We start from the raw sequence: 25967 nt of genomic DNA, 5'->3' as shown, positions 1-25967 counted from the left end.
TTTTCCACCTAAAAATATGCATAAAAATTGGATTAGGAAAAGTCTAAAACTAGGCCGCATCCTTTGCAGGTGCAGCAAACCCAGCTTTTAAGCCTTTCTAAAATCGCGCTAGAATATTACGCCTTCGTAATGTGATGTAGGCTCCAAATGCGAATAACATTGAAAGCATCGCAGTAATTGTTCCAAAAGGAACGTCTGGAATAACTTGAGGTGGAGGCGGAGGCACGTTGGTAGGATACGCTGTACTAACTCCATTACCAATACCTGGGCCTGCTGCAGCATAACCGCTTGGGCTTCCACTGGCTTCAACCGGACGCCAACTCGGGTCTCCAGGCTTATAGCTCCATGCTGTAGGCCAGTACATAACGGTTGAATCAAACTCGATCTTCACATAAAAGTATAAGCCCGCTAAGCTCCCCTTCGGGTGAATGTCACATACTGCCGTGCCATTAGGATAATTTGGGTTACGATAGCTAGTGTAGATTGGATTTCGCTTAATGTCTGCAATCTTATCTTTTACGTATGTGCCTTGGCCATCGTCAGCTGGCATAACGCTAAACGGTCCATTGGTTGAATTTGCCCAGTAAATAGTTAGTTTAGCTCCATTTACAGGATACCCTGAACTATTAGTAACATACCAAGCTACATCTTCAGGATCAGCATTCACCTTCCCATACATTAATAGAACCATAACTGATACAAGCATAAATCCTACAACTATTTTCTTCACATTTTCTCCTCAACCAAAGTAATAATTGTTATGAATTATAAAAAGGTGCATGTTACATTGATATAGAAAAACATACATAACCTTCTAGCTCATAACTTTATTAACCATCTAAACGTTGAACAAAGAAAAAAGGGTATTCTGCTCGAGTCTTTCTCTCCAGAGTTCTCCTTTGTCTCAAGCAAGATTGAAAGAGAAAACTTGCAATACTTATGGCGCCTATACTTTCTCAACTGCCTTGTCGGCTTGGATTAAGCCTGCGCCTGTTGCCTCGTAAGGTGGAGTTTCTTGTTCCCACGAGAATTCTGCCCAATGGTCATAGTCATAAACCTGCATGCTGCCTGCCGGAATGTTCAGGGCGGTTGCTTTGATTATACGCTGTATTTGTCTCTGCGTTAAGTTTGGGTTTTTCTGAAGCATTAAGGCTGCAACAGCCGCAACATGCGGTGTTGCCATACTGGTTCCGCCAACATAATAGAAGTTTACAAGGCCCGGGGGCGCCTTTATCCATCCCCGTCCTTTAGCCCACCATGGAATATGACTATAGCCTGGGAAGCCTGGATATGGGCCTCTAACCCAGCTTCCAGGTGCAAGCACATCTAGCTCTTGATCGTAGCCAGCAACGCGATTGTCATTTTCTCTGCCGCTAAAGTCTGTCACGTAAACTTGGCGTGCAAGTCTGTATGGGCTTTCAGGGACATCATTATATCCATGCGTGTTGTCTTGAAGCCACCAGAGGCGGTATCTCGGCGGCGGTGGCGGCGGATTAAGATCACCTGGCCAGTACCACTCGTATTTCCATCCGCATGCGCCCACCGATATAACTTGCGGATAGGCTCCCGGCCAATCCATCCCTTCAATTCCATCGTTACCTGCTGCAGCTACAACGATAACGCCATTTTCAATCGCGTAATTTATTGCTTTCTCAATTATGTCTGATGGTTCAGGCCCGCCGAGACTCATTGATATGATCATTGGGCTGTAGCCCTTCAATTTTAACTCAGTAGCATAGCGTATACCTGCAGCCACCATAAGATCCGTCCCAAAAACCAAACCATCCGGCCCAGTGTAAGGCGGCAAATTATACGTATGTAGAACCTTAACCGGTATAATAGTTACATCCGGGGCTATTCCTTCGATGAATAATGGTGGAAGCGGAAACCCTGCAGCTGCATCGGCTGGAGCATAGTAATTGTAGCCTATAATTGTGCTTACCACGTGGGTTCCATGCGATGATAGAGTTGAGCCAATCCATGAAGTTTCAACCACAAAACCTGCATATACAAGCTCTCCTGTTTTCGGGTCAACATGTACAGGCTCATAAAAGCCCTTGCCAAGGTTTGTGGCTATCCTGTCAGCTGGGAAATAGTCACGCCAGTTCGGAACCAGGCCAGTATCTAAAACAGCAATATAAACGCCCTTACCCGTATAGCCCATCTTATGAACTATATCAGCATTTATCATATCTGCATCCCAAGTGTAACGGTGTGGTAAAGAAACTTTGGGAGCCGCAAAAGCAGGCGCCAGTAATACCGCTGAAAAAGCTGCAATAACAAACAAGACCCAAAGCCTTCTCAACCTTCCTCCCTCCTTCTCAAACTTTTTGCATTTAATAAAACATAGTAGTGTACAAGCATAATTACTTTATGTAAGAAACTTCTACCCTTAAGAAACAAACAATATAACCACAAGAATGGCCTTTTATGGGCTTCATAAACGAGCCACAAAGAAAAATGGGGGTTTTGCGGGAGAATTCGCCATGCATCAAGGGTTCAAACCCGGCCCTCGGCACCAGTTTTCCGAGTTCAGCGCTGTTCCCCATTTTAAAGTTCAGAGGCTCCAATGCTAATGGGCTGGTTCTGGAGTGGACATCTACGGGCTTTGAACGTGTTATAAAGCGCTACCGCAGGATTATTTGGGGGCTTAGGAACGGTGAGGTTGCGCTGTCCTTTCTGGAATCATGCGACATCTTTTAACTAAAAAGGGTTTAACTCGAAAAATTATGTTAATAAATTTAATACGACAAAAAGGCATAATGAAGCTGAAGGCTCTTCTCATCTTCTGGTGTTGTAGTTATTATTGAAGGTTTGAACTAATTACTTCTGTTATGTCTTTGACGGATAATTTGTTTTCCAGCCCTTCTGCTTTAACGGCTTCTTCAAGCATTATTAGGCATGATGGACACGCCACCGCTAAGATTTCGGCGCCAGCTTCGATTGCTTCTTTAACCCTCATTCTACTTGGGCTTGTCTCATTTTCAGATATTAGGCCGCATCCGAAACCAGTGTAACAGTTTCCGCTTCCTCCGCCACAGCAAAGGGAGTTCTGCCTATTTCTTTTCATTTCAACAAAGTTAACCCCTGGAACGGCTTTTAAAATCTGTCGTGGGGCTTCATACTCGTTGTTCCATCTTCCCAGAAAACAGGGATCGTGAAATGTCACAGACTTGTTAAGTTTAACATTTTCTTGAAGCTTGAGTTTTCCGTTTAAAATAAGCTCCCAGAGGAGTTGGGTGTAATGTTTCACTGTGAAGTTTCCACCATAGGCATGGTAGAAATTTTTCATAACATTGTATGAATGTGGCGATAACGTGACAATTTCTTTAACTTTTAAAGTTTCGAAAAGTTTTATGTTTGATCTAGCTATTTCTTCAAACAATCCTATCTCACCGATTTCATAGGCTTCGCTGCCTGAACAGTTTTCGTCGGCGCCTAAAATTCCAAAGGAAACGTTTGCTTTAAGCAATATTTCTGTTAAAGCTTTAGCGGCTGCCTGGGCTCTTGGATGGAATGATCCCATGTCGCCAACATAGTAGAGGATGCCCACTCCAGGCTTGTATTGAGGAACTTTTTCATCAGTCCAAGCTTGCCGTTTCCCACGAGGCAGCCCGAAAGCGTTGCCGTATTTGTAAATGTTTTCCAGAACTTCTTTGATTTTGGCGGGTATCGTTCCTTTTTCAATGCTTTGCATTCTAATCTTCCTGGAAATTTCGGCGCTGTTAACTTTAACGGGACACACCTCTTTACAAGCGTTACAGAGCAGGCAGAACCAAGATAAAGGTTCAGCGTTGTCCAAGCCTTCAGTTACCGCGGTCCAGCCGACACCCATGGGTCCTCCATAAACTGCTCCACCCCAAAAGTTTCCGCAAACATTCCAGATGGGACATGAAATTTGGCATCGTCCACATTTGACACAGCGCAGCTGTTCTTTTAAGAGTGGGTCTTTTGACGCTTTAATTCTTCCACCATCATAGAGTATCACGTGGACTTCTTGGGCTCCATGAGCACCATAAACCCTATGATACTCTATGTCAGCTGTGCTGCTTATCCCGGAAATCACGTTCATGTATGTCGGGGGGTAAAGGCCGGCGTAGGCTGATTGGACCATAACTTGTAGGAGTGCATCCCTAAAAGTTGGCATGATTTTATCAACGCTCGCAACCACGATGTGCACAGGAGGGAGAGTAATAACATTGTTTATGTTTCCTTCATTGTGCACGAGAAAAACTGAACCTGTATCAGCTGCTATAACGTTTGCGCCGCTTATCCCAACGTCAGCCTTCATAAATTTTTCCCTGAAAAAGTTTCTAAAATTGTGGACAAGCTCTTCGTGAGTTGAGTTTTCAGTTACTTGGAATTTAAGGTGATGCTCAAAAAGCCGGGCGACGTGTTCTTTACTTATATGAATTGCTGGAACTATAACATGCATCGGTTTACTTTTAGATATCTGTATTAGGAATTCGCCTAAGTCTGTTTCGTAAACCTCGTGACCTTTTTCAGCAAGGAACTCTCTTAGTCTTACTTCTTCAGTCACCATTGACTTTGCTTTCACAATAATTTTTCTTCTTTCTCCGATTATTTTGTCGATTATGCCTAAAACTGTTTCAGAATTTCGGGCAAGATATGCGCGTGCTCCGGTGGCATTTATGCCTGCGATGGCTTTTTCAATGTAATATTCGATGTTCTCTAAAACCTTCTCCCTGACGCCCTTAACATATTCAGCCATTTCGGAAAGTTCTGGGAACCTTGTTAAAACCTTCTCCACAGAATTAGAGAAGTTTGCAACTGACTTTTTAAGTCCGATTTGAAGTTCCACATTGTTCTGCGCTTTGATTATTTCCCTCGCAAGCTCTTCAATAGCCATTGTTTCACCGTAAAATGCAATTGATAGTTCATCTTACCTCATTTATCTTTAATTTATGCTGTATCTTTAAGCACTTTGACTTTAAATTCCACTCCGACCTTCTCGCCTTCCTCCATGATTTCCTTCAAGATATTTTTATGGACGGGTATCCCAATTTTTTTACGTGTCTCCATGGTTAACCAAGCTTTTTCTCCAGGAATCCAGATTTCAGCATCTTCAGATATCTTAGATAAACTTTTCACATACCCTTTGTATTCCTCAACTCTTTGAAGGAAATAGTCTAGAGAAGTCAATTTGTCTATGTTAATTGCCATCATGAAATGTCCCACGTTGGCCCGCTCTTTATCAGTTGTATGCTTCACGTTTCTGCCATAGTTTGCGCCCGTCAAAACTCCGCATAGCAAGTCCACTACAAGGGCTAAGCCAGCGCCCTTGTGGCCCCCGAATTCTTCGCCAAAGCCTCCTAAAGGCAGCACTGCACCTTTTCTTGCTAAAACCTCTTTGGGGTCATCTAAAAGTCTCCCTTCCGGAGATATAGCCCATCCCAAAGGCATTTTTTTCCCTTCCTTGGCGTAAACCTCAACTTTACCTATCGGAATAACACTTGTGGCTGCATCAAAAAGTATGGGTGGAGGGTTTCGGGTTGGGAAGCCGAAGGCTATGGGATTCGTGCCCACATTTCTGCCCACCGTGTGAGTGTAAGCCACCAAAGCTTCAGAGTTAGTCATAACTAGACCGATCATGTTGCTTTTGACTGCTTGAAGAGCATAATAGCCAGCTATACCGAAATGGTGGCTGTTTCTAATTCCAACAACAGAAACGCCGGTGTCCATAGCCTTCTTAATAGCTATTTCCATGGCGTTATAAGCTACGACATGCCCAAGTCCAGAGCCCCCGTCAATCCATGCTGTCGATGGAGACTCCTTCACAATAGATATACTCGTTTTAGGGTTAACTGAACCAACTTGAATGCCAACGGTGTATCTTCTAAGCCTCTGAACCCCGTGACTTTCAATTCCCATGAGATCAGCTGAGACAAGAACGTCAGCAACTATCTTGGAATGCTCTTCAGGAACATTATAAGCCTTCAAAACATCAGCAACATAACTCCTCAAAGATTCCCACTCGACTCTAACAAACTCTTCAGGCGGCACTGGAACCGTCTTCTCATATAATCTAGCCACTTATACCACCAATTACCGCGTAAAATTTGAATAATTAATATTTATTTATTTCGATTACGCGCATCGCGGATAGCTTTTATTAATCTCTGCGGTTGATATTGTATCTAAAGGTGGTTACATGGATCTGATTACAGCTATAAAAACGCGTAGATCTATCAGAAGATATAAACCTGATCCTGTTGAAAAGGAGAAACTTCAGGCTGTTTTGGAGGCTGCTCGATGGGCTCCTTCATGGGCTAACACTCAATGTTGGGAGTTTATAGTGGTTACAAGCCCTGAGACTAAAAGGAGGTTGGCTGAAACATTGACTCCACGGAACCCGGCGATTGAGGCTATAAAGAACGCTCCTGTGGTTATAGTTGCATGTGCAAAACTTGGACTTTCAGGATTTCTGAGAGGAGAGCCGATTGCTGGTAAAGAAAACTTTTACATGTTTGATGTAGCTTTAGCCCTTCACAACATAAGCCTTGCAGCTCATAGCCTAGGCTTAGGCACACTCCACGTGGGAGCTTTTGATGCCAAAAAAGCCGCCGAAATTCTTGAAGTCCCAGCAGGAGTAACCGTGGTAGAGCTTATGCCCATAGGCTACCCATTAGAGACCCCATCAGCCCCCGCCAGAAAGGAGCTTAAAGATTTCGTATATTACGAGAAATACGGGCAAAAAGCCTGATTCATTCATTAAATTTGAAGATTACACGCGTGCTATGTGTGGACTGTCTTAGATTAATGGAGTGAAACGTCAATCGTGAGAGATAATTAAGAAGAGTAGAGGACGTGGCTTTTTAGATAGTTTGCTGCCGTTTTGATAGTGCTTTTTATAATATGGAACTGTTTTTGTTTAACCCATCTCCACAGCATTTTAGGTCTTATGTAGAAGGTTAGGTAAGCCCTCTCAAATAAGGATTGAAGCTGCTTTATGGTTAAGTTTTTTAGCTTCATTACTGGTTCTATAGCGTTGAATTTGGACCAGTCTCTAGTTAACAGCATGTTATTTTCCTTTGCATATTCATAGAGAGGTGTTCCGGGATAGGGTGTCAGAATTGAGAACTGTGCATAGTCTAGGTCAAGCTTTTTGGCAAAGGCTATCGTCTGCTCAGCTGTTTCAATCGTTTCTTCAGGAAAACCTAAAATGAAGGATCCTAGAATTTGAATTCCTGCTTCCTTTAAGGTTTTAACAGCCTTCACAATTTGGCTTATGGTTATTTTCTTCCCAATCGTGTTTAGGATTTTCTGGGATGCAGACTCCACGCCCAAATATATTATCCAACATCCGGCTTTCCGCATTTTTTCAGCCAGCCCCCTGTGGATGGTGTCAACTCTTGAGGAGGCACCCCACGAAATGTCAAGGCCTTCCCTTAAAATTTCATCACAAATTTCTTCAGCTCTTTTACCGTTTAATGTAAAGGTGTCGTCAATAAACTCTATGTTTTTGATCTTGAACTTATCGTGTATGAATTTAATCTCCTCAACCACGTTTTTGGGGCTTCTGCCACGCCAGCATCCTCCAAAAAGGCGTGATGAAGCGCAAAAAGAACATTTAAATGGGCATCCTCTACTAGTGATTATTGGCATATATTTTATCCCTTGAAGCGCATATTTCTCTACGGGGAGCAGGTCGATGCTTGGAAAAGGAATCTTATCTAAATCGCTAATGAAGGGTCTTGAATCTGTGACAATTATTTTGTCGCCTTTTCTAAAGGCTATACCCCTAACGTTCTCCAAGGGGATTTTGCGGTCTGTTGCATTAATGAGTTCTTGGAAGGTTTCCTCACCCTCACCTCGAACGATAATGTCAACGCTCCTACATTCTGTAAGGGCCTCCTCTGGAAGGAAAGTTGCGTGGGGCCCTCCCAAAACAACAACACAGTCATCTCTCACACTCTTAGCAACCTCAGCAACCCTGTAAGCTTCATAGACGGACGGTGTTGCTGAGGTTATGCCGACAACATCCGGATAAAAATTTTTCAACTCTCTTCTAATATCGTCTAAAGTATAATTCAAAACGTTTGAGTCAATAATTCTAACGTCATGCGCATCTTTAACCATAGAAGCCAAATAAGCAAGCCCCAAAGGTGGAGAACTGATCCCAATAACGGACTTAACGGCTGAGCTGTAAGAGGGAGAAATAAGGCAAACTTTCAACACACCACCATGCCTTTACAGATCTTTATCAAAAAGATTCAGAATATTAATTTTAACTTTGATTTTCAACGTATCTTACAATTACTGAATTTTAGAGCGGCAAAGCTAAAAGAGTTTTAGGCGCCGGGGGTGGGATTTGAACCCACGCGGCCCAAATTGGACCACAGGCTTAGCGGCTTTTAAGTCTCCAGGCCTGCTCCCTACCGGACTAGGAGACCCCGGCTTAGGAAGTATACCCCATTTATTACTGAAGCTTATCTTTGTTAATTAACAATTTAATGAGGTCTATTAGTCTTTCTTTTTCTTCACATTGATTCATGTATTGTTGCGTGTACTAGTTTCTGGACAGAGTGTACTAAAAACTAGGATAAAATATGCTTGTTAATTACCTATATGCGGTGTTAAAATTGCAGGTGAAATTAAAAAGGATACTGTTATCATATGGTGTTGCAACAGTGCTTTTAGCTATTCTGCTTGCAGCCGTATGTTATAACTTAGGCGTTCTACATGGGACACAGAGGTTTTATTCTAAGCTTAAAACCTTTTCAAGCTATGAAGAACTCGAATTTTTCTTGAAGACTAACATGGAAAAAGCTTCAAGAACCTTTCAATTGTACGGCTCTCCTTTCGTAAATATCCTAGAGGCAAAAACCATCGCTCCTAATGTTCGAGATGTTAATGGCGTGCTTGAGTATTCGACTACGAACATTCAAGTGGAAGGTGTGGACGAAGCTGACATAGTGAAGACTGACGGCAAGTATTTGTATGTTGTTTCAGGCAGCACGGTGCATATACTTCAAGCTTATCCGCCTGAACAAGCCGCATTACTCTCAAAAATCGTTTTAGATGAGGCATACGGTATAGAACTTTATGTAAACGGAGATAGGCTTGCAGTTTTGGGAAGAAGCCATGTTTACGCTTTAAAAAGTGTGCGGTCTTACTATGGAAACGCGTTCATTAAGGTCTACGACGTGTCAGACAAGGCTGATCCTGTTCTTACAAGAACCATAATTTTCAACGGATCTCTTTCTGGTTCGCGAATGATAGGGGACTATGTCTATGTAGTGATCACGCAGCCAGCTATACGTCCAAGTGAAAAGAACGAAACAGACCTAGAGGTGAATTTGCCAAAAATTATTATCAACGGCTACATTAAAGAGGTGAAACCTACGGACATACGTTACGTCGACGTTTTAGATGTATCTTATTTCTTCACGACAGTCATTGCAGTAAACATTGCAGACGATACTCAAGAGCCAACTTGCGAATCAATCTTAACAAGCACAACATCATGCATGTACGTTTCAACAACAAACATGTACTTGACAACCCCTAACACGGATGCGTGGATTCAAACGTTAATGGCAACTGAGCCAAAATATGAAACATTAATTTATAGAGTTAAACTGGACAGAGATAAAATAGTGTGGGAGGCTGAGGGGGATGTTCCAGGGTATGTGCTCAATCAGTTCAGCATGGATGAGTATAACGGTTTCTTTAGGGTAGCTACAACCATTGGATGGAGTGAAACTTCCGTTAACAACTTATTCGTATTGGACATGAACTTGAACATCGTTGGAAGCCTTACAAACCTAGATCCTGGCAAACAGATATACGCGGCAAGGTTTATGAGGGACAGATGCTATCTTGTAACATTCTACCAGAAGGACCCATTCTTTGTGATAGACATAAGCAACCCGTTTAAGCCGAAGGTTCTAGGAGCCTTAGAAATAGAAGGCTTTTCAGGATATCTTCATCCGTACGACGAAAGCCACATTATAGGCGTAGGCATGGAAGAAAACAGTGTGAAGGTTTCACTTTATAACGTTGCAGACGTCGCAAACCCAAAGGAAATTGACCGATTCCTAATAGGCAACTGGTCAACAACACCAGTTTTATGGGATCACAAGGCTTTCCTATTCGATAAAGAAAAACAAGTACTAGCACTACCCATTTCAATAAGCTGGATGGAAACTGTAAAAGAAAGAGAGTATTATTCTAAGGGCTTTTGGCAAGGCGCGTACATATTCAATATGTCACTAAATGGCTTCAAACTTAAAGGCTCTATCATCCATCAAGAAAACGCAACATTAGTTGAAGGCGACTTCGAAGTGAAAAGAATACTATTCATTAACAATGTGCTCTATACAGTGTCAAACGCAAAAGTCAAACTAAACAGCATGGAAGACTTGGCTTTCATAAAGGAGATAAAGCTAGGCTAATTCACACACCCAGATTTTATCAAGATGGAACTAAAGATGCAGATAATTGTCAGGGCTGTTTCATTAAAACAAACATCAAACTAGGGCTCCCTGATTAAACGTGAAGCTTTTAATAAACTATGCTTTACGAGAGCCCAATGGGCTAGATGATAACAAATTAGATTGCAACAATCCACAACACGTCCTGGCCTATTAGAATGCGCCCCAAAGCTCTACGAGGAACTTTTAGAAACGCTGCCAGACTCTGCGGACAGTGAACAGTAGCTTTTATGTGTATGCTTTTATTCTTCTTCTCTTTCTCCCTTTCACTCTCCTTTTCAAAATTGAATGCTGCGAACCCGTACAGGCACACCATGCACTTGCCTCTAAACCGGGGCTGATGGGAAGCTAGAGGGGGAGGGGAGGCGAAAATTGCTTTTAGGAGCATCCATTTTCCAAGCGAAAAATCCTAGAGGGGGCCATCAATTTTGACCGTTGACGGCAAGCACAAAATTGACCTTATTGTTTTGGGCGGCTTGCACATGGACAACTTTGAATGAGCAAGCAGACAATACGAGGCTATAGGCTATGCACTGGTCGCCTTCATGATGGACTGTGATGGCTACCACTGGAAGGCCGTTTACGTAAAAGCAGACCAACTCATGGAAGCAGTGCAAAGGGGCATTTTAGGCCCTCAGCAACAAGGCAAATGGCCTAGAGGGCGGTCGGCTTTTGGCTTCACGGCAAGCCAAAAACAAGCCTATAGCCTGTCCAGAATGCTGTCCCCTAAGGTTTGGACGCCATAGCCTATTACCGCCAAATATGCGCCTCCCAGCCTTTTGGGGCGAAAAATGGGCTGCGGGGGCCACAGAGCAGACAACCAAAACAGACCCAGCTCAAGCTGACGTTAAAGGCAAAATCCTAGAGTTTGCATGGCGGATGAAAAAGCAAGGCTACTCGGAATCAACGGTGATCGGCAGGACCAAGCTTCTGAGAATTCTCGTTAAACGCGGTGCAAACCTGCTAGATCCAGAATCTGTAAAAGACGTTATCGCTAAGCAGACTTGGAGCGAAGGCCGAAAAGAGCTTGCCGTTGAAGCCTACAGCAGTTTTCTCCAAATGATCGGGGGCAACTGGAACCCGCCAAAATACAGACGCATTGAAAAGCTTCCATTCATTCCCACAGAGGCAGAGATAGATCAGCTGATTGCGGGTTGCGGAAAGAAAATGTCAGCCTTTCTACAACTGCTTAAAGAAACAGCAGCCAGAGCCGGCGAAGCTTGGAATCTTCAATGGGCGGACATAGACTTCGTCAACAGGACTATTAGGATATCGCCGGAAAAAGGCAGCAGCCCAAGAATCTTCAAAGTTTCAAGCAAGCTGCTTGCAATGCTTTCCATGCTTCCAAAAACTTCAACAAGAGTTTTCGGGGGATTATCCCCTAAGAGGATTTGCAAGATCCTTCCAAAGGTCAAGAAAATTATTGGCCGCTAAGCTTGGGAACCCAAGACTGTTACAGATAACCTTTCATACGTTCCGTCATTGGAAAGCCACCATGGAATACCATAGAACCAAAGACATTCTTTACGTCATGAAGCTGCTCGGACACAAAAACATCAAAAACACCCTAATTTATACACAGCTAGTAAGCTTTGAGGACAACGAATACATTTGCAAGGCTGCAAGAAACATTGAAGAAGCAACCAAACTCATAGAAGAAGGATTTGAATATGTCTGCGACATGGAAGGCATAAAACTCTTCAGAAAAAGGAAATAGCAACTGTCTGTATGTTCACCGAGAAACAGGGGGTTCGCCGGCAAACCGGGGGTTTATGCCAAAAAGCCGGGGGTGGGAGTTGAACCCACGTATAGCTGCTCTGCAGGCAGCCGCCTGAGCCGCTCGGCCACCCCGGCGTTATTTATATGGTTTTAAAGCGATCTTTGGGTAATAAATTTTGTTAATTCTGTTGACGGTGATGATGGAGTGTCAATTGTGCTTGGTGATGTTCTAATGTGTAGATTTTTATGTTTTTACTGAAGGATGTTATCGTTGGATTTGTATGTCTCGCGTGTTAGAAGGGAAGCTTAGGCGTTTAATCGAGGTTTTGACTTCGGCTTTTCTCTTTTTATTTCAGTATGTACCCGTGTCAGGTCTTGGTATGGCCTTATGGTTTTTCCATTGGTATTTTATGTATTTGGATTCTTTTGGAGTATTCCGGAATTTAGAGAACCGCAATTTTACCTTTTCCTTTTTGAACCGAGGATAATGTTTGGAAGGGTTGTTGCGCTGGTTGGTTTGATAATATTCTTAACGGCTTTTATTCAGATGTTGAGGATGAGGCGAAAGCGGCTTTTAACCAGCGGACTCTATTCAGTTGTCAGACATCCTCAATACTTTGGAATTATCGTTATGACTTTAGGGTTAACTATAATGTCTATACAATGGTCGGGAATGGAGCCTAAAGTCCTTTTAATGTGGCTGATTGAGGTTTTGGGCTACTGCTTGCTGGCGAGCTACGAGGAGCGATGCCTCTTAAACAAGCATGGAAAAGAGTATCGACAATATAAGCAAAAGGTTCCGTTTATATTCCCAATAAGTGTAAGTAGGATGCCTGAACCAATCCTCACATTAACAGTGGCGCTAATAATAGCCGCTGTGTTAACACTACTATAGTTTTCGTACAGAAAATTCAGTTTAATCCAATTTTCTGTTTGATTTCTTGGTATATCTTTGTTGCTGTTTCTTCGTCTGGCACGTTTTTTATTAACATTCTTCCATGGTTGAATAGGGTTATCTCATATTTCTGGTAGGCGAAGACTATTGCCATTGAGGATTTTAGTCGAATTTTGAAGTTTTCCTTTAGCTTTGCATGAATGGTTTCCATGTTTATTTTTAATGGTTTTTCCGGATTTATGTTGACTGTGTTTCTTCCACACAGCCAAACTAATTTTTCTCGAATTTTATGAGTTGTTGCTTCGCCTTTGCACGCCGGGCAACCCGGCCTTTTGTTGATTTCTATTGTGGTAAAGTACATGTCGTTGAAATCGCATATCATGAGTTTGCCTTTTAGGGGTTCGCCTATGCCTGCCAAAAGCTTTAAGGCTTCCATGGCTTCCATCGTGCCTATTATGCCCGGTGTCGCTCCAAGCACGCCTCTGACATCGCACGTGGGAATAGTGCTGTCGTCAATGTTTGGTAAAACACATTCTAGGCATGGTGTCTCCGGAGGCGCAAAAACTGAGATATTTCCTTCAACGCCTATTGCTGCTCCAAAAACATATGGAATCTTTAGTTTCACACATGCACGGTTAACGATATAACGGGTTCGAATGTTATCTAAACCGTCAACGACGCAGTCAACACCGTTTAAAAGTTTTTCAACATTATCCGCATTCACGTTTTCAGGAATTGCCTCAACCTCTATGAAAGGGTTTCTTTCCATAAGCCGTTTCGCTGAAACCTCAGCCTTCGGATAACCTAAATCTTTTGCAGTGTACAAAACTTGTCTATGCAAATTGTGGGGCTCAACAGTATCTTGGTCTATTATGCGCAGGTATCCAACACCAGCCAATGTTAGGTAAAGCGCCGAAACTGTGCCAAGGCCGCCGAGGCCTACAACAGCAACTTTGGATTTTGCAAGCTTTTCTTGTCCCTGCGGGCCGAGCTCTTTTAAGACGAGTTGTCGACTGTAAAATTCATTGTAAGAGATTTTAGGCCTTCTTGGTTTTGCCATTTCAATCAACCCGAAGCGTATTTATGGTTTTCAAGTTTATATTACCTTTTTTAGAGAATTGGCTCTCGTAGATTTCTCTAACCCGCTGTATAGTGTCAGCTTCCTCGGCAGTTTTATCGTCTCGTATGCGGGTTATCCGCGCGAACCGCAATGCCATACCGCATTTATATTTTGGGCTTCTTTGAATTTCGTTGTAGGCTACTTCCACAACTAGTTTTGGAACCACAAAAACTCTTCTAGGTTCTTCTTTAATTGCCAATGCTTTGAGACGTTCTGTCATTTCAATGATTTCCGCATCTGTTAGCCCCTTGAAAGTTTTACCTACAATCAAGAACTCGCCAGTATTGTTATCTCGCGCTGCAAGATAATAGTCTGACAGCCATTCACGCCTTCTTCCGTAGCCATATTCCGCTGCAACGATTACCAGATCAAGTGGGGGAAGCGTCGGCTTTATCTTGAGCCAACGTTTTCCACGTATCCCGGGCATATATTTGCTGTCAACTTTTTTAGCCATGAGCCCTTCATGGCCGGAACTCGTGGCTTCTTTAAGAAATTGTTCGGCTTCTTTAACACTGTCGGTTATTATTTGCCTTGTTAAAGAGATTTCGCCGACGCTTTCGGCTAAAATTTGTCTCCTCTGGAGATATGGAAGTATTGTTAAGTTTTGCCCATTTAAGTATAGGATGTCGAAAAGGAAGAGTTTAACCGGTATGGCTGAGGCTGCCCCTTCAATTCCGTGGATTCTTTTAAATCTTCGCATTAAATGTTGGAAAGGTAATGGGTTGCCCTTGCCGTCGACGGCTATGACTTCGCCCTCCAAAATGGCGCTTTGAGCTTTCACGTTCTTTTTGACAATTTCAGCTATTTCTGGAAGGCTTTCAGTGACATCCGTTAACCTGCGGCTGTAAATTTTGACAATTCCGCCTTCCTTATGAATTTGAACTCTGGCGCCGTCAAGCTTATATTCGAAAGCTGTTTTTCCACCGTGCTCTTTAAGGGCTTCCGCCACACTGGCGGCTGTTTGCGCCAACATAAGTTTAACAGGCCTAAAAACCATGAGGCTTACTTTTAAAAGACCTTCTTTTCCTTGGGTTTTAGCCATCGACGCCACAGTTCCAATGTCGCCCAATGTCATACTGGCTTTTCGAATGACATCAACCGGAACATGGAATGCCTCGGAAACTGCTTGTTCCATTAGGCCCTCTTGGAGGCCGGTCCGCATTTCCCCGATAATTATTTTAACTAAGTATTTGACTTCGAGAGGAGATGCTGAACTCAACAACGCTTCTAACAAGCGCTCCTTTTTTTCTCTAGAGCCAGGGCCGGTGGCCTCTGCTATGGCTTCAAAACTTTTCCTAACATCCATTATCGTTAAAGTTCTTTTGAACAGAGACACTTGCCTCTTAACCTTGCTTTTTTCAAATACAATTTTTGCAGCCGAGCCAACATCGCCAGTTTTGCTGAAGGCTTCTGTGAAAACTTCCCGGCTAACTCTGGTTATGCGCTTGATTATTTCGCTTATGGTAGCCCAGCTTACTTCTAGAGTTTGCTGGCTACTTTTAGGAAGCGCGTTTCCTAAAATCATTGAAACAGCGGGCTCAACCTCTTCGGGTTCTAGAGATTTTAGAAAATAAGAAGCTAGGCTGATCATGTGGGTTCGTTTTTTCATGCCTTCTAGTTTTTCACATAATTCCGCAAGGTTCCTAAAAGGGGTGGGCATAACTCACCCTTTACATGCTTCATGAAAGATTTATATGCCCTCTTAGATAAGGCTACGGTAGCCTAAAGGAAAAAGTGGAGCGTAAGTTTTAGAAGGATTCTTCCAGCCGAGCTTTAATCTCCCTTATCTTTTTCTCCAGTTCCTCAACTTTCTCTTTTTGCATCAACACTTTGTAGCAGTCCTTTGCATACTCTAATGCGCTTACTCCGAACCTGTCAAAACCTTTGTTGAATGAAAGGTCTGCGGATTTTAGGAAATGCTCAGCAGCTTTTTCATAGTCTTTTAACATGAAAGCACATTCACCAGCCTTGAAAAGCGAGTAAGCTGCATCAAAAAAGTTGTTTGCCTTCTGGTAAAGCTCTGATGCTTGCAGAAAATTTGCTTTCGCCTCTTCGTACTTGCCAAGTTCGTAAAGAGTGTTTCCATCTTTATGTAGCTTAACAGGATCTTCTTTTTCCACCATTGCCAACCAACCTACACTCACTTACAATGTTTGGAGACCCAATTTAGGTTTTCCATTTCTAATGTCTAACCTTTTAAATTGAAAGCCTTTGCGGATGCATTATGCCCAGCCGGTTTCAATAAACGCTGCATCACTCCAGCCACGAAAGCCAGAGAACGCGCGACATCCACAAATGGATAAGCTAATATACGCATGTACATTCCGTCCCCTAGGTGAAATGTTCTGTAAGCGTACAACGCCATAAGCCCAACAATTGGGAAAAATAGGAGAGCAAGTAATGGTGATAGGAATTCCGTTGACCACGTCAAGACTATGTAAATAGTCAGAGATAAAACTACAAAAAACCAAAGTGAAAAAGCAGCAATACTAAATAAAACCCATATAGATAAAATGCTGTCAACCCCCTTGATTTTTGGCACTAAGCCGCCTCCTTGCCCATAACGGAAAGCTTGTTTAATGAGTTCTGAAAAACTAGAGCGATGCTTATGTTTAACCGTTATTTCCGGAGTTAACAGTATTTTATATCCCTTCTCGCAAACTCTTTCGGCAAACTCCAACTCGTCAAAGCCATATTCAAATCTCTCATCAAAAAATCCAGTTTTTTCAACGGCCTCCCTTTTAACGGCAAAGTTGCATCCAACTGGATAATATGCGGGAGAGCTTATTTTGTTTAAAACTATTTCCTTTTTGAAAATTCGCATCACTGGGATTATGCTTTCATCAGCATAACGGGAAAAGAAATCGTCGCCATATCTTAAAATTTGGCCGCCAACGCATCCAACTTCAGAGTCTTGAAGGTTTTCAACTATTTTCTTGATCCAATCCTTTGGAACAACGCAGTCGTGATCCGTAAAGGCTATGATTTCTCCTGTGCTGTTTTTTATTCCCGTGTTTCTTGCAGTGTTAACCCCCGGCTTCTTTTCCACCAAGAGTCTTACAGGATATTTAGAGACTATTTCTTTTGTACCATCTGTTGAGTCTCCGTCAACAACTATTATTTCAAGCTTGTCTTTGTCATAATCAACCTGCATTAGGGAATCTAGTAAGTCCTTTATTTTAGCTGCTCCATTCTTTACGGGAATTATAACCGAAACTTTTGGAATTCTATTTTCTTCTTCCCTCAACCTTATTCCTTCACAGGGTTTTATTCATCCTTCAGGATCTCCTCTGCAGCCTTTTCTACTGCTTGATAGCTGTTTAGTTTAGGTTTCCAACCTAATTTTTTAATTTTATCAATATCTAGGAGCATAAATTTTACGTCTCCTTTCCACCCTCGCCCTCCCTCAACGCCACCTGTAAACATGTATTTGACGTTGTTTAATCCCATTTTTCTACAGACAATATCCGCAATTTCCTTGACGGTTATTTGGTCTTCCGATCCGACATTAAAAATTTCCGCTTTTCTATGGACTAGGTTTATGCAAAATAAAATCGCGTCCACGCAGTCTTCAACATGCAAGTAGGATTTTTTCTGGGTACCATCCCCAAGTATTTCAAGCTTTTCCGGGTTTTCTTTCAGTTTCCTTATGAAGTCGCAGATTACTCCATGACGCGCTCTGGAACCAACTATGTTTGCAAGCCTAAAAATTACCGCTTTGAATCCATAATTGTAAGCGTAGCTTATTATTAATGCTTCTGAAGCTAGTTTGGAAGCGCCATAAACAGAAATGGGTTTTAAGGGGGCATAATTTTCAGGTGTTGGAATTTGCTGGGCATCCCCGTAAACCGTCGATGTGGAAGCAAAAATTAGGGTTTTAACGCTGTCTGTTCTGCGAATTGCCTCTAGTAAGTTGAAGGTTGCGAGCACGTTTTGTTCGTAGTGAATTTTAGGATTTTCTGAGCTTATCTTGACCTCTGGGTTTGCTGCAAAATGAAAAACCGTTTCGCAACCATTTAAAGACTTCAAGATTTTTTCTGGAAACAGTAGATCACCTAAAACAAAACGGAAGTTCGGTGCATCCAGCCACCTTTTAATATTTTCAATACTTCCCGCACTTAAGTTATCGAAAACAACTACGGGTACATGTTCTGCACACAATCTGTCGACTAGGTGGCTTCCTATAAAGCCAGCTCCTCCGGTTATGAAAACTTTTCCGAAGCTCGGAGAGAGCATGTTTTTTCTTTTATAACTTTGCTTTTTTAAAGCTGTTGTTGCCAATTTATCTATATTTTGCTAAGGCAAGCCATAAGTGATCACTTTCGGGGCGAGGGATAGCCTCTAAACTACCGTTCTTCCGCACTAGGAAGCGCTGTTGTCTATGGGCTAAGAATTCTCCAATAATCGAAGCTTCTATACGATTTTTCCTTAACTCCTCGACAATTTTTTCAGAGTATCCCTTTTTTGAAGCTATGAGTAAGGCTCCGGAGCCGATTAACTGTAAAGGGTCTATTCCAAAGAATTTACAAATTTCAACAGTTTCTTTTGCTACTGGAATTTTTTCTTCAAAAATTTTAACACCGCAGTTTGAAGCGTCAGCCATTTCGTGGATCCCACCAAGAATACCGCCTTCAGTTGGATCATGCATAGCGTTCACGCCGTCAGTTTTGAAGGCCAGAATTGCCTCTTTTACGATGCTTATTTTTTCAAAGAACCTCTGAGCTGAATAAACCATCTCTTCATTTAAGCCACTTTTTAAAAGCAGTTCACAGCGTTCTGTTGCAAGGATAGCTGTTCCCTCAACTCCAGCGCTTTTTGTCAATATTAGTTTGTCGCCGGGTTTTGCCCCTCCGGCCGTCACATATTTTCCTCTATCGGTTATTCCCATGGCACAGCCGATAACAATTGGATTGGTAAGCCCAGGCGTAACTTCGCAATGTCCTCCTATGATTGCCATTCCAAGGTTCTTCGAGGCTTCATCCATTTGTGAGCATATAGCCTCAACTATTTGTTCATCAGCCTCCTCGGGTAAGAGAATGCAAGAGGAGAAGAAAGCTGGTTCAACGCCAAAGGTTGCAATGTCGTTGGCGTTGACGTTAACAGCAAGCCACCCAATTCGTTCAACAGCTCCAGTTATTGGGTCCATTGAAACTATGAAGGACTTATCGCCAGTGTCTATCACTGCGCCGTCAAACCCGGCCGAAGGCCCCAGGACTACTTCGCGTCTTTTCGCTCCAAGGTTTTTGAAGACTATATCCTTCAATATCTCCACTGGGACTTTTCCGGGGGGCAGTTTCATTTTTTGTTCCTTCTTTTAGCCTTTAAGTTGTGGCAGTATATGCCTAACAACTCTCACTATTGGCGTGGCTATTATAAGCCCAATGGTCATTTGTCCGATGTTTATGGGAACTTCGGCTATAGCGAAGACGCCTAGGAAAAATTGTTCGTAGAGGAAGTAGCCGAGAACCATCAATAATCCCCCAGAAACGCACGAAATGATTGTAAAACCATACTCTGGCTCGGAGATAAACGCAATGAACAAAATCATTAAGAATGCAAGCACACCTATTCCGGACCAAAAGCTTGCCGGAATAAAGAGGGTTGACATCGGATTTTCGGCGGAAACTATGCCGGAGTAAAGTTTAACAAGTCCACTGTAATATAGTGAGCCTACCAGAGTTACAAGCCCTCCGACGAGAGCCCCCGTTAGAACCGTGAAAAGTCTTAGTTCGTTTTTGGTATACGCCTTAGCAATGCCTTGTCCTTTTTTGCTAAGAAAACCCGTAACGAATCCTTCAACAGCTTTAATGATAAGCGTCGCCGGTGCATAGTAATAGTAGCCCAGTAGGAGGTCGGCAAACATGGAGCCGACTCCACCGGAAAAAGCACCAACGAAAGGTCCGAAAAGTATGGCTGCCATGTAAACCATTGTTTCACCGATGTTAAAGTAGCCTTTGGTGCTTGGCACATAAACCGTAAAACTGGCCGTAGCTATACACACAAGGGCTGTGAAAACAGCGGTTATGCTGGATTGTTTTGTTAGACTTTTCTTTTTCATCAGCCTCATCAACCATTAGTATATAGTATAGTTGCAACTTGACTATTTTTAATTTACTGTCGAATTTAAAATCAAAGCAAAAGTTTCAAGTCGTCAAAGGCTTGAAGAACCTTTAATCCACGGCTAGTGATTTTAAAAAACTTTCGTCCATTCTTTTCGTAACATGTAATAAGTCCCTTGCTTGAAAGCTCTTTTAAATGCTGATAGACAGCCGCTCTTGTCATGACCTCACCAAGCTTTTTCCATAATTCATAACCATATGCGTCTTTTTCGTTTAGAATTCTCAGTATTTTCTCTTTTGTGGTTAGCTCTAAGCCAACCACTGCGGTCTTTCTTTTCTTCGTCAAAGCTTGCAGAACTTCGGTTGCTTTGAGTCCGCTTCCTGTTATTAAGCACACAACCTTATCCATCCTGCCTATCAATCCTTGATTCATGAGTTTTTTAGCAGCAGCGTAAGTGGCTGCGCTTGCTGGTTCAGCGAAGACGCCTTCAAACTTTGCCATCTCTCTTTCCGCCAAGAATATTTCTTCGTCGGAAACAGCCAACGCTAAGCCTTTCGACTCTTTTATAGCATTTAAGGCTAAAATGCCATATGCTGGATTTTTTACTAAAATTGCAAGGGCATGGGTTGAAGGCTTCACTTTTAAGACTGGCTTATGGGTCTTTCGCAGATAGGCGTTAACTATTGGCGAACATCCTTCAGCTTGAACGCCAACAAGCTTTGGCAGCTTGCTTATCTTACCAGCTTTTTCAAGTTCTCTGAATCCTTTCCATATAGCATACAGTGTTCCGCCGCTTCCCATGGGAACTATAAACCATTCTGGGACACCTATCTGCTCGAAAACTTCGTAGGCTATGGTTTTGAGAGCCTCCAGAGCCAATGGATTCAGCTCAACGGAGCATTGATACCATCTTGTTTCTTTTGCGATTTCTTCAGCTTTTTCTAAGGCTTCATCAACTATCTCACCATACTCTTCAATCATAGCATCGTAAATGAGCATTTGGGCAAGTTTTCCTATGTCCACATTTTTGGGGACCACTATATGACATGCAAGTCCAAACTTTGCACAGTAGGCCGCCAGGGAAGCGCCAAGGTTGCCATTTGTAGCGCAAACCACTGATCTATAACCTAAGTCTAAAGCGTTTGAGACTAGAAGCGCCGCACATCTATCCCTGAAAGAGTTCGTGGGATTGCGTGTTTCATCCTTAAAGTAGAAATCTCCAAATCCGATGGTTCCGGTTAGTCTATGCGCCTTGTGGAGGGGTGTTCCGCCCTCACCCATGGAGACAACATTTTTAACTTCTGGCATAAAGTGTCTATAACGCCAGAAGTAAAAGCGCTCTGTAAGCTTTGTAACTTTAAACCGTTCATAATCATACTTGTATTCCAGCACGCCTCCACAGTTACCACAGAGAAACTTTGGTGGAAAAGCATCAAACTTTGAACCACACGAAACACATTCCAAAAACGTCATTTCCACATAATCCCTTGCAGCCCAAATTATTAAAGGATTTGTCTCGCTTTAAGCTTGATATCCTGAACAGTTGCACGAATATCATTTTTAATAAAACCAGATCTAAAAAGCTCAGCATCTCCTACTTTTCTAAAAGACTGTACAACCGCCCTTTTTTCCAAAATCCTCCTGAAATTAACTAGAGGATAGAAAAGGCCTCTAAAGGTTTCCTTAGCCTCTAGAAAGTGACCAGCCAAAACAAAGCCAATTCCGGCTAAAAAAGTTAGAAAGGAGTAAAGGGTAAGATGCCACCACAAATTTTTTAACTCATAGTTTTTAGCCATCGTGAAGATTCTGTTCTTAACAGAGTGCCATAGCTTCCTTGGATTCAAAGCTCTCACGGGGTCTCCATCATGAAAAACTACCGCGGTGGGAACAAAAACTATTTTATATCCAAGTAGCCTCACCCTGAAGGAGAAATCTGTGTCATCGTCGTAAATGAAGTATTCTGGATCGAAGCCTCCAACTTTTTCAAAAGCCTCAAGCCTTACTAAACATCCGGCGGAGGACGCGGCGAAAATTTCGGTAAGCGTTTGAAAGTTGTCTGCTTTTAAACCTCTTGGAGTGTACCATGTTCCTAAAGCGTCTATGGCTAGTCCAGCGTTGTCCATTAATTTTTTGTTGCTTGTCATCAGTATTTTCGCTTGAGCAACACCTATCTTCTCGTTGCTTTCCATGACTTTCACAAGCTCGGTTAGCCAGTTTTCGGTTACGTAGGCATCATTGTCGAGGAAAGCCAAGTACTTGCTTTCCGGATTTAGAATGGCCTTTCCAACGTTATGGGAGGCTGAAGGCCCTATATCATAGGCGTAATGGACAATTTTCGCTTTTGGAAAGTGCTGGTTAGTCCATGATTCCAAGTTTTCAGTTAAACAATCTACGATGATTACCTCATAGTTAGGGTAATTTGTCCGCATTAGATAGGTTAAACATTTTTCAAGCTGGTCTGTTCCTCTAAAGTTGATCACGACCACGGAAACCATGGGCCATTTGTTCGACAAGTGAGGAAGCCACCGTAAGTGTCTTTTCTGTTATGATATTTTGTCAGTTATGTAAACCCATTTCCGCATATTCTCTATTTGAACCTTCCAAAACTTGACATGTTCAAGACGCTTTACCAGTATGTTCAAGTTTTTTTCAAGGTAGTCGGCTAATTCGAAGTAACAGTCCGCATAACTTTTCGCCGAAAAATCTGCAGAGTCACAGACTCTCCATAAATATTCATTTATCTCCAACCCATTTGCCTCTTTAAGCAAATCCTTGAAAACGCTTCTACCCCGCTTGACATGTCTTCCAGAAGGTTTACCCAGACAGAGTTTATCACCTATATGGTCAGCTATTTTTTTGAGGAAGACACCGGACCAAATGTCGTCAAACCTGTCAATGCCATTGAAGTTCATGTAAAGCTGGTAAAAAGCTGGCACAATTTTTGACAGAAAAGAGGTGTTCATGCTGCAAATTCCAAAATAGGTTCCCTTTTCTACAACCACTTTGTCCCGTTTGTGCCCCATACTTTCTATTGAACATTTACCATCCAACCCACCATAATAAAGTATTGTTAAAGCGTCTAAGTCTGGGTGTCCACTCCAAAGTCCCATGTTTAAAACACATTTCGCACCCTCGTCTGTCCAGGTGTAGTCTTCTCTCCTACATGTTGGATCGTAAGGATGCCCCCTTGGGAAAATTGTTTGATCAATATTTAATCGGAGGTTTTCGATGGCATTGTACCATTTACCAGAAGCGTTAACTGTTACACCCTTTTCGCTAAACAGGTTATCGACATGTGACTCAAGAAAGTCCCTCGATATTTCGACATCATCATCTAACTCTATTATAACATCGGCGCCCTCCTCATAAGCCTTTAAGAAGCCAAAAGAAATCTCTGCATGACATTTCTCGGGGATAATTTTAACATATTTCCGATATGACCGCCCAAATCTATCCTTAAACCACTTTTCCCTTTCCTTTGGCCCATAGTACTCATGGAGCACCCTTGACAAGAGTTTCTCATTCAACCTGCGAACGTTTTCATCACCTTCATCTATAACCAGGATCTTAACCTCGTCTATAGACGAAGGGTTATTTGCAAGTACGTTAAGGTTTTCTAAGGGATTTATAGATGCGGTAACCACATATGCGTGCATTTAAATTCACTTTGGGATTCTGTATGCAAATTTCAATGTACATTTTATTCTATAAGCTTTTGCAGCCTCAGCCACAACGTCCATGAAAACAGCCTAGGATTCTAAATCGGACAGGAAGGCTAAGATCGACGAAACCTCTTTGGGAACAGTAATATTGGCGTTGAGTTCCTTTTCAAGATCAAGATTTCCGCCATCCGCGATCTCGATCCCCAAGTCTAAATCATGAAGTATCATGTAATCATAATCTTTAATAACTCTCGGTCCAAGGTCCTTTGGTTTTTTTAACTCGATTAAGGATGGCAAAAGCATGAGGATGATAAGGGACAGAACACTAAAAAATAGCAACATCACCATCGATAACGGATTCGAAGTCGGAGCCATTCCTTATCGTTTTCACTTTTTGGAAGGAATCATAATATAACGGTTTCCATTTCCAGAATGCATAGTTTTTTCCCAGCAATTGTTGTTTTTTCCAATAAGCTTTGAAAACAAGAGATCCAAGAGAGCTTTCATACATATTGGAATATTATATAGAAATACGAAAATCAGAAGAGGGATAAGCCATTGAACTCGTATTCTGCCATCTAGATATGTTCCAACACCAACCTCATAAAAAGGTGCGAAATTTCCAACGGTGCTATACATAGAAATGAACATGGCAGCCCAAAATGGAGAAAGCCACTGAGAGTATTTCAAAATGAAAAGCGGGATGCCAACAATCCATGAAAGAAGTGCTATGATTGGCATGAAGTAGACGTTAAGCAGAAGTAGCCCATCAACTTTTTGGATGAACGTAAGCTTATCGCTTCTCAAAAGGTTTATGGAGTGTTTGAAGGCGCATTGCATGTGACCCTTAGCCCATCGGTATCGCTGTTTCCAGTAAGCCCACCAGTTTTCCACAGCCTCCTCGTAGCATTCCGCGTCTAAAACATATTTGACCATGTAGCCTGCAAGGTAAACTCTGAAAGTTAGGTCGGTGTCCTCCGCGAGCATTCGCTCATCCCAGCCGCCAAGCTCTTCTAAAAGTTCTCGGCGGAAACCACCAACTGTGCCGCCGAACTGAGTTATAAGGCCTAGTTTGTCACGAGCTTCTTGATCAACACGATACCCGCCTATTCTTTCCAACGCAACAAGTCGCGTAACGATGTTTTGCGGCTCGTTTAAAACAACGACTCTGCCTTGAACAGCGCCAACTTTGGGGTCTGCAAACTCTTTAACGAGTTTTTCTACGATGCATCTCTGTGGGTAGTAGTCTGCGTCAAAACATAGGACTATCTCGCCATCGGCGTGTTTTAACCCAGCATTTAGGGCAGAAGCTTTTCCACGTCCACCTTCATGTTCACGACGGTGAAGTACCTTAATATAATTGTAGCTTTTAGCGTATCGCTCAGCTATTTTTCCAGTATCATCCCATGATGCATCATCAACGACTATTACTTGTAGTTTATCCTTTGGATATGTTAGCTCTGTAATCCTTTGGAGAAGCCTTCCAATAACCTGTTCTTCATTGCGGGCAGGTATCAAAATTGAAACTGTAGGCTGGTAACATCCATTGGTAAAGCCTAAATTCGCTTTATTTTTCTGGTTATGTTTAAGTACTGTTATGGTGAAAATGTAGTGACGAAGTAAATAAACAACCATTACACCAGTTAGAAGAAGAAACAGAGCCTCTAAGAACTCAATAAACACTATCGCCGTCACCACTCACTATTCCTAGATTTCACCAAAAATGTTAAGCTGGTGGACCAAAAGGAAACAATCCAGAGTAAATTTAACAATGGATTCAGAAAAAGAAACAAAGCGTTAAAACCATCACCGAAACAGGAGGAAACGACGCCGACAAACATGGAAAACAAGGTACTCCAAATAAAACAGACCGCATTTCCAACTAAAAGGATGATTAACTTTCTTTCTAACGAACCATTTAACGGAAAAAGCATGCATACAAAGAATATGTTAAAAGTGAGTAATGCTTGAAGGGTTTCGTCGGAAACACGCAACAAATAGGAAGAAAAGATAATAATGAAGCCAGCAATCAGCCCAATGAGCACATGCCTCAA

General features: G+C 42.4%; 23 protein-coding genes and 2 tRNA genes. 5 read left to right on the top strand and 20 right to left on the bottom strand.

The features are described from left to right. Window positions 1–97: 97 nt before the first annotated feature. The 4 genes from KEJ24_06015 to KEJ24_06000 form a co-directional block, all read right to left on the bottom strand. Window positions 98–730 carry a hypothetical protein gene (locus tag KEJ24_06015; protein ID MBS7647372.1) on the bottom strand — a complete coding sequence of 211 codons (633 nt, stop codon included), beginning with the start codon at window positions 728–730 and terminating at the stop codon, window positions 98–100. Window positions 731–946: 216 nt separating this feature from the next. Further along, the gene (locus tag KEJ24_06010; GenBank protein ID MBS7647371.1) at window positions 947–2305 is read right to left on the bottom strand and encodes a S8 family serine peptidase; all 1359 of its coding nucleotides are present in this window, start codon (window positions 2303–2305) and stop codon (window positions 947–949) included. A 498-nt stretch (window positions 2306–2803) separates the two neighbouring features. Continuing rightward, window positions 2804–4870: an LUD domain-containing protein gene (locus KEJ24_06005; protein MBS7647370.1), complete on the bottom strand. Its 2067-nt coding sequence runs from the start codon at window positions 4868–4870 to the stop codon at window positions 2804–2806. Window positions 4871–4923: 53 nt separating this feature from the next. Further along, a complete protein-coding gene (locus KEJ24_06000) occupies window positions 4924–6054 on the bottom strand; it encodes an Ldh family oxidoreductase (protein MBS7647369.1) in 1131 nt (376 codons plus the stop codon). A gap of 118 nt (window positions 6055–6172) precedes the next feature. On the opposite strand from KEJ24_06000, the gene KEJ24_05995 reads away from it, so the two are divergent. Further along, window positions 6173–6724, top strand: a complete 552-nt coding sequence (locus KEJ24_05995) for a nitroreductase family protein (GenBank protein ID MBS7647368.1) — start codon at window positions 6173–6175, stop codon at window positions 6722–6724. A gap of 86 nt (window positions 6725–6810) precedes the next feature. Here the strand turns inward: KEJ24_05995 and KEJ24_05990 are convergent, their stop codons facing one another. Further along, a complete protein-coding gene (locus tag KEJ24_05990; protein ID MBS7647367.1) occupies window positions 6811–8196 on the bottom strand; it encodes a radical SAM protein in 1386 nt (461 codons plus the stop codon). A gap of 121 nt (window positions 8197–8317) precedes the next feature. Then, window positions 8318–8419 (bottom strand) — tRNA-Ser (locus tag KEJ24_05985). Window positions 8420–8603: 184 nt separating this feature from the next. Here KEJ24_05985 and KEJ24_05980 point away from each other — a divergent pair. Further along, window positions 8604–10418, top strand: a complete 1815-nt coding sequence (locus KEJ24_05980) for a beta-propeller domain-containing protein (protein ID MBS7647366.1) — start codon at window positions 8604–8606, stop codon at window positions 10416–10418. Window positions 10419–10575: 157 nt separating this feature from the next. Here KEJ24_05980 and KEJ24_05975 read toward each other — a convergent pair whose 3' ends face one another. Next, entirely contained in the window at window positions 10576–10773 is a 198-nt protein-coding gene (locus tag KEJ24_05975; GenBank protein ID MBS7647365.1) for a hypothetical protein, read from the bottom strand. A gap of 356 nt (window positions 10774–11129) precedes the next feature. Between KEJ24_05975 and KEJ24_05970 the strand changes: the two genes are divergently transcribed. After that, a complete protein-coding gene (locus tag KEJ24_05970; GenBank protein ID MBS7647364.1) occupies window positions 11130–11891 on the top strand; it encodes a tyrosine-type recombinase/integrase in 762 nt (253 codons plus the stop codon). Continuing rightward, window positions 11881–12174: a site-specific integrase gene (locus tag KEJ24_05965; GenBank protein MBS7647363.1), complete on the top strand. Its 294-nt coding sequence runs from the start codon at window positions 11881–11883 to the stop codon at window positions 12172–12174. Before KEJ24_05970 ends, KEJ24_05965 begins: the two co-directional genes overlap by 11 nt. A gap of 64 nt (window positions 12175–12238) precedes the next feature. On the opposite strand, the gene KEJ24_05960 is transcribed toward KEJ24_05965, so the two are convergent. After that, window positions 12239–12311 (bottom strand) — tRNA-Cys (locus KEJ24_05960). A 265-nt stretch (window positions 12312–12576) separates the two neighbouring features. Between KEJ24_05960 and KEJ24_05955 the strand changes: the two genes are divergently transcribed. Next, a complete protein-coding gene (locus KEJ24_05955; GenBank protein MBS7647362.1) occupies window positions 12577–13071 on the top strand; it encodes an isoprenylcysteine carboxylmethyltransferase family protein in 495 nt (164 codons plus the stop codon). Window positions 13072–13087: 16 nt separating this feature from the next. On the opposite strand, the gene KEJ24_05950 is transcribed toward KEJ24_05955, so the two are convergent. The 12 genes from KEJ24_05950 to KEJ24_05895 form a co-directional block, all read right to left on the bottom strand. Beyond that, window positions 13088–14131, bottom strand: coding sequence for a HesA/MoeB/ThiF family protein (locus tag KEJ24_05950; GenBank protein ID MBS7647361.1), 1044 nt, complete (start codon window positions 14129–14131; stop codon window positions 13088–13090). Between the two features lies 1 nt (window position 14132). Then, on the bottom strand, window positions 14133–15851 hold the full coding sequence (locus tag KEJ24_05945) for an ATP-dependent DNA ligase (protein MBS7647360.1): 1719 nt from the start codon (window positions 15849–15851) through the stop codon (window positions 14133–14135). Window positions 15852–15939: 88 nt separating this feature from the next. Continuing rightward, window positions 15940–16314 carry a tetratricopeptide repeat protein gene (locus KEJ24_05940; protein MBS7647359.1) on the bottom strand — a complete coding sequence of 125 codons (375 nt, stop codon included), beginning with the start codon at window positions 16312–16314 and terminating at the stop codon, window positions 15940–15942. A gap of 65 nt (window positions 16315–16379) precedes the next feature. Continuing rightward, entirely contained in the window at window positions 16380–17438 is a 1059-nt protein-coding gene (locus tag KEJ24_05935; protein ID MBS7647358.1) for a glycosyltransferase, read from the bottom strand. A gap of 20 nt (window positions 17439–17458) precedes the next feature. After that, window positions 17459–18427 (bottom strand): GDP-mannose 4,6-dehydratase, encoded by a 969-nt coding sequence (locus KEJ24_05930; GenBank protein MBS7647357.1) that lies wholly within the window; start codon window positions 18425–18427, stop codon window positions 17459–17461. Window positions 18428–18473: 46 nt separating this feature from the next. Continuing rightward, on the bottom strand, window positions 18474–19490 hold the full coding sequence (locus tag KEJ24_05925; GenBank protein ID MBS7647356.1) for an AIR synthase family protein: 1017 nt from the start codon (window positions 19488–19490) through the stop codon (window positions 18474–18476). A gap of 15 nt (window positions 19491–19505) precedes the next feature. Continuing rightward, on the bottom strand, window positions 19506–20249 hold the full coding sequence (locus KEJ24_05920) for an ECF transporter S component (GenBank protein MBS7647355.1): 744 nt from the start codon (window positions 20247–20249) through the stop codon (window positions 19506–19508). Window positions 20250–20320: 71 nt separating this feature from the next. Further along, window positions 20321–21724: a threonine synthase gene (thrC, locus tag KEJ24_05915; protein MBS7647354.1), complete on the bottom strand. Its 1404-nt coding sequence runs from the start codon at window positions 21722–21724 to the stop codon at window positions 20321–20323. A gap of 29 nt (window positions 21725–21753) precedes the next feature. Beyond that, window positions 21754–22764 carry a glycosyltransferase family 2 protein gene (locus KEJ24_05910; protein ID MBS7647353.1) on the bottom strand — a complete coding sequence of 337 codons (1011 nt, stop codon included), beginning with the start codon at window positions 22762–22764 and terminating at the stop codon, window positions 21754–21756. Between the two features lie 30 nt (window positions 22765–22794). Next, window positions 22795–23907 carry a hypothetical protein gene (locus tag KEJ24_05905; protein ID MBS7647352.1) on the bottom strand — a complete coding sequence of 371 codons (1113 nt, stop codon included), beginning with the start codon at window positions 23905–23907 and terminating at the stop codon, window positions 22795–22797. A 93-nt stretch (window positions 23908–24000) separates the two neighbouring features. Beyond that, window positions 24001–24288, bottom strand: coding sequence for a hypothetical protein (locus tag KEJ24_05900; GenBank protein MBS7647351.1), 288 nt, complete (start codon window positions 24286–24288; stop codon window positions 24001–24003). A gap of 12 nt (window positions 24289–24300) precedes the next feature. Beyond that, window positions 24301–25596 carry a glycosyltransferase family 2 protein gene (locus KEJ24_05895; protein MBS7647350.1) on the bottom strand — a complete coding sequence of 432 codons (1296 nt, stop codon included), beginning with the start codon at window positions 25594–25596 and terminating at the stop codon, window positions 24301–24303. Between the last annotated feature and the right edge of the window lie 371 nt (window positions 25597–25967).

The organism is Candidatus Bathyarchaeota archaeon (assembly GCA_018396705.1).
In the GTDB taxonomy this organism is placed as follows: Archaea; Thermoproteota; Bathyarchaeia; order Bathyarchaeales; family Bathycorpusculaceae; genus DRVP01.
This window is presented reverse-complemented; position numbering and strand designations above follow the sequence as displayed.

What these genes read in the sequence shown, in the direction of transcription:
- KEJ24_06005 (MBS7647370.1), bottom strand. Translation starts at nt 4,870, where the DNA reads ATGGCTATTGAAGAGCTTGCGAGGGAAATAATCAAAGCGCAGAACAAT.
- thrC (MBS7647354.1), bottom strand. Translation starts at nt 21,724, where the DNA reads ATGACGTTTTTGGAATGTGTTTCGTGTGGTTCAAAGTTTGATGCTTTT.
- KEJ24_05995 (MBS7647368.1), top strand. Translation starts at nt 6,173, where the DNA reads ATGGATCTGATTACAGCTATAAAAACGCGTAGATCTATCAGAAGATAT.
- KEJ24_05975 (MBS7647365.1), bottom strand. Translation starts at nt 10,773, where the DNA reads ATGGTGTGCCTGTACGGGTTCGCAGCATTCAATTTTGAAAAGGAGAGT.
- KEJ24_05920 (MBS7647355.1), bottom strand. Translation starts at nt 20,249, where the DNA reads ATGAAAAAGAAAAGTCTAACAAAACAATCCAGCATAACCGCTGTTTTC.
- KEJ24_05900 (MBS7647351.1), bottom strand. Translation starts at nt 24,288, where the DNA reads ATGGCTCCGACTTCGAATCCGTTATCGATGGTGATGTTGCTATTTTTT.
- KEJ24_05905 (MBS7647352.1), bottom strand. Translation starts at nt 23,907, where the DNA reads ATGCACGCATATGTGGTTACCGCATCTATAAATCCCTTAGAAAACCTT.
- KEJ24_05950 (MBS7647361.1), bottom strand. Translation starts at nt 14,131, where the DNA reads ATGGCAAAACCAAGAAGGCCTAAAATCTCTTACAATGAATTTTACAGT.
- KEJ24_05930 (MBS7647357.1), bottom strand. Translation starts at nt 18,427, where the DNA reads ATGCTCTCTCCGAGCTTCGGAAAAGTTTTCATAACCGGAGGAGCTGGC.
- KEJ24_05940 (MBS7647359.1), bottom strand. Translation starts at nt 16,314, where the DNA reads ATGGTGGAAAAAGAAGATCCTGTTAAGCTACATAAAGATGGAAACACT.
- KEJ24_05945 (MBS7647360.1), bottom strand. Translation starts at nt 15,851, where the DNA reads ATGCCCACCCCTTTTAGGAACCTTGCGGAATTATGTGAAAAACTAGAA.
- KEJ24_05925 (MBS7647356.1), bottom strand. Translation starts at nt 19,490, where the DNA reads ATGAAACTGCCCCCCGGAAAAGTCCCAGTGGAGATATTGAAGGATATA.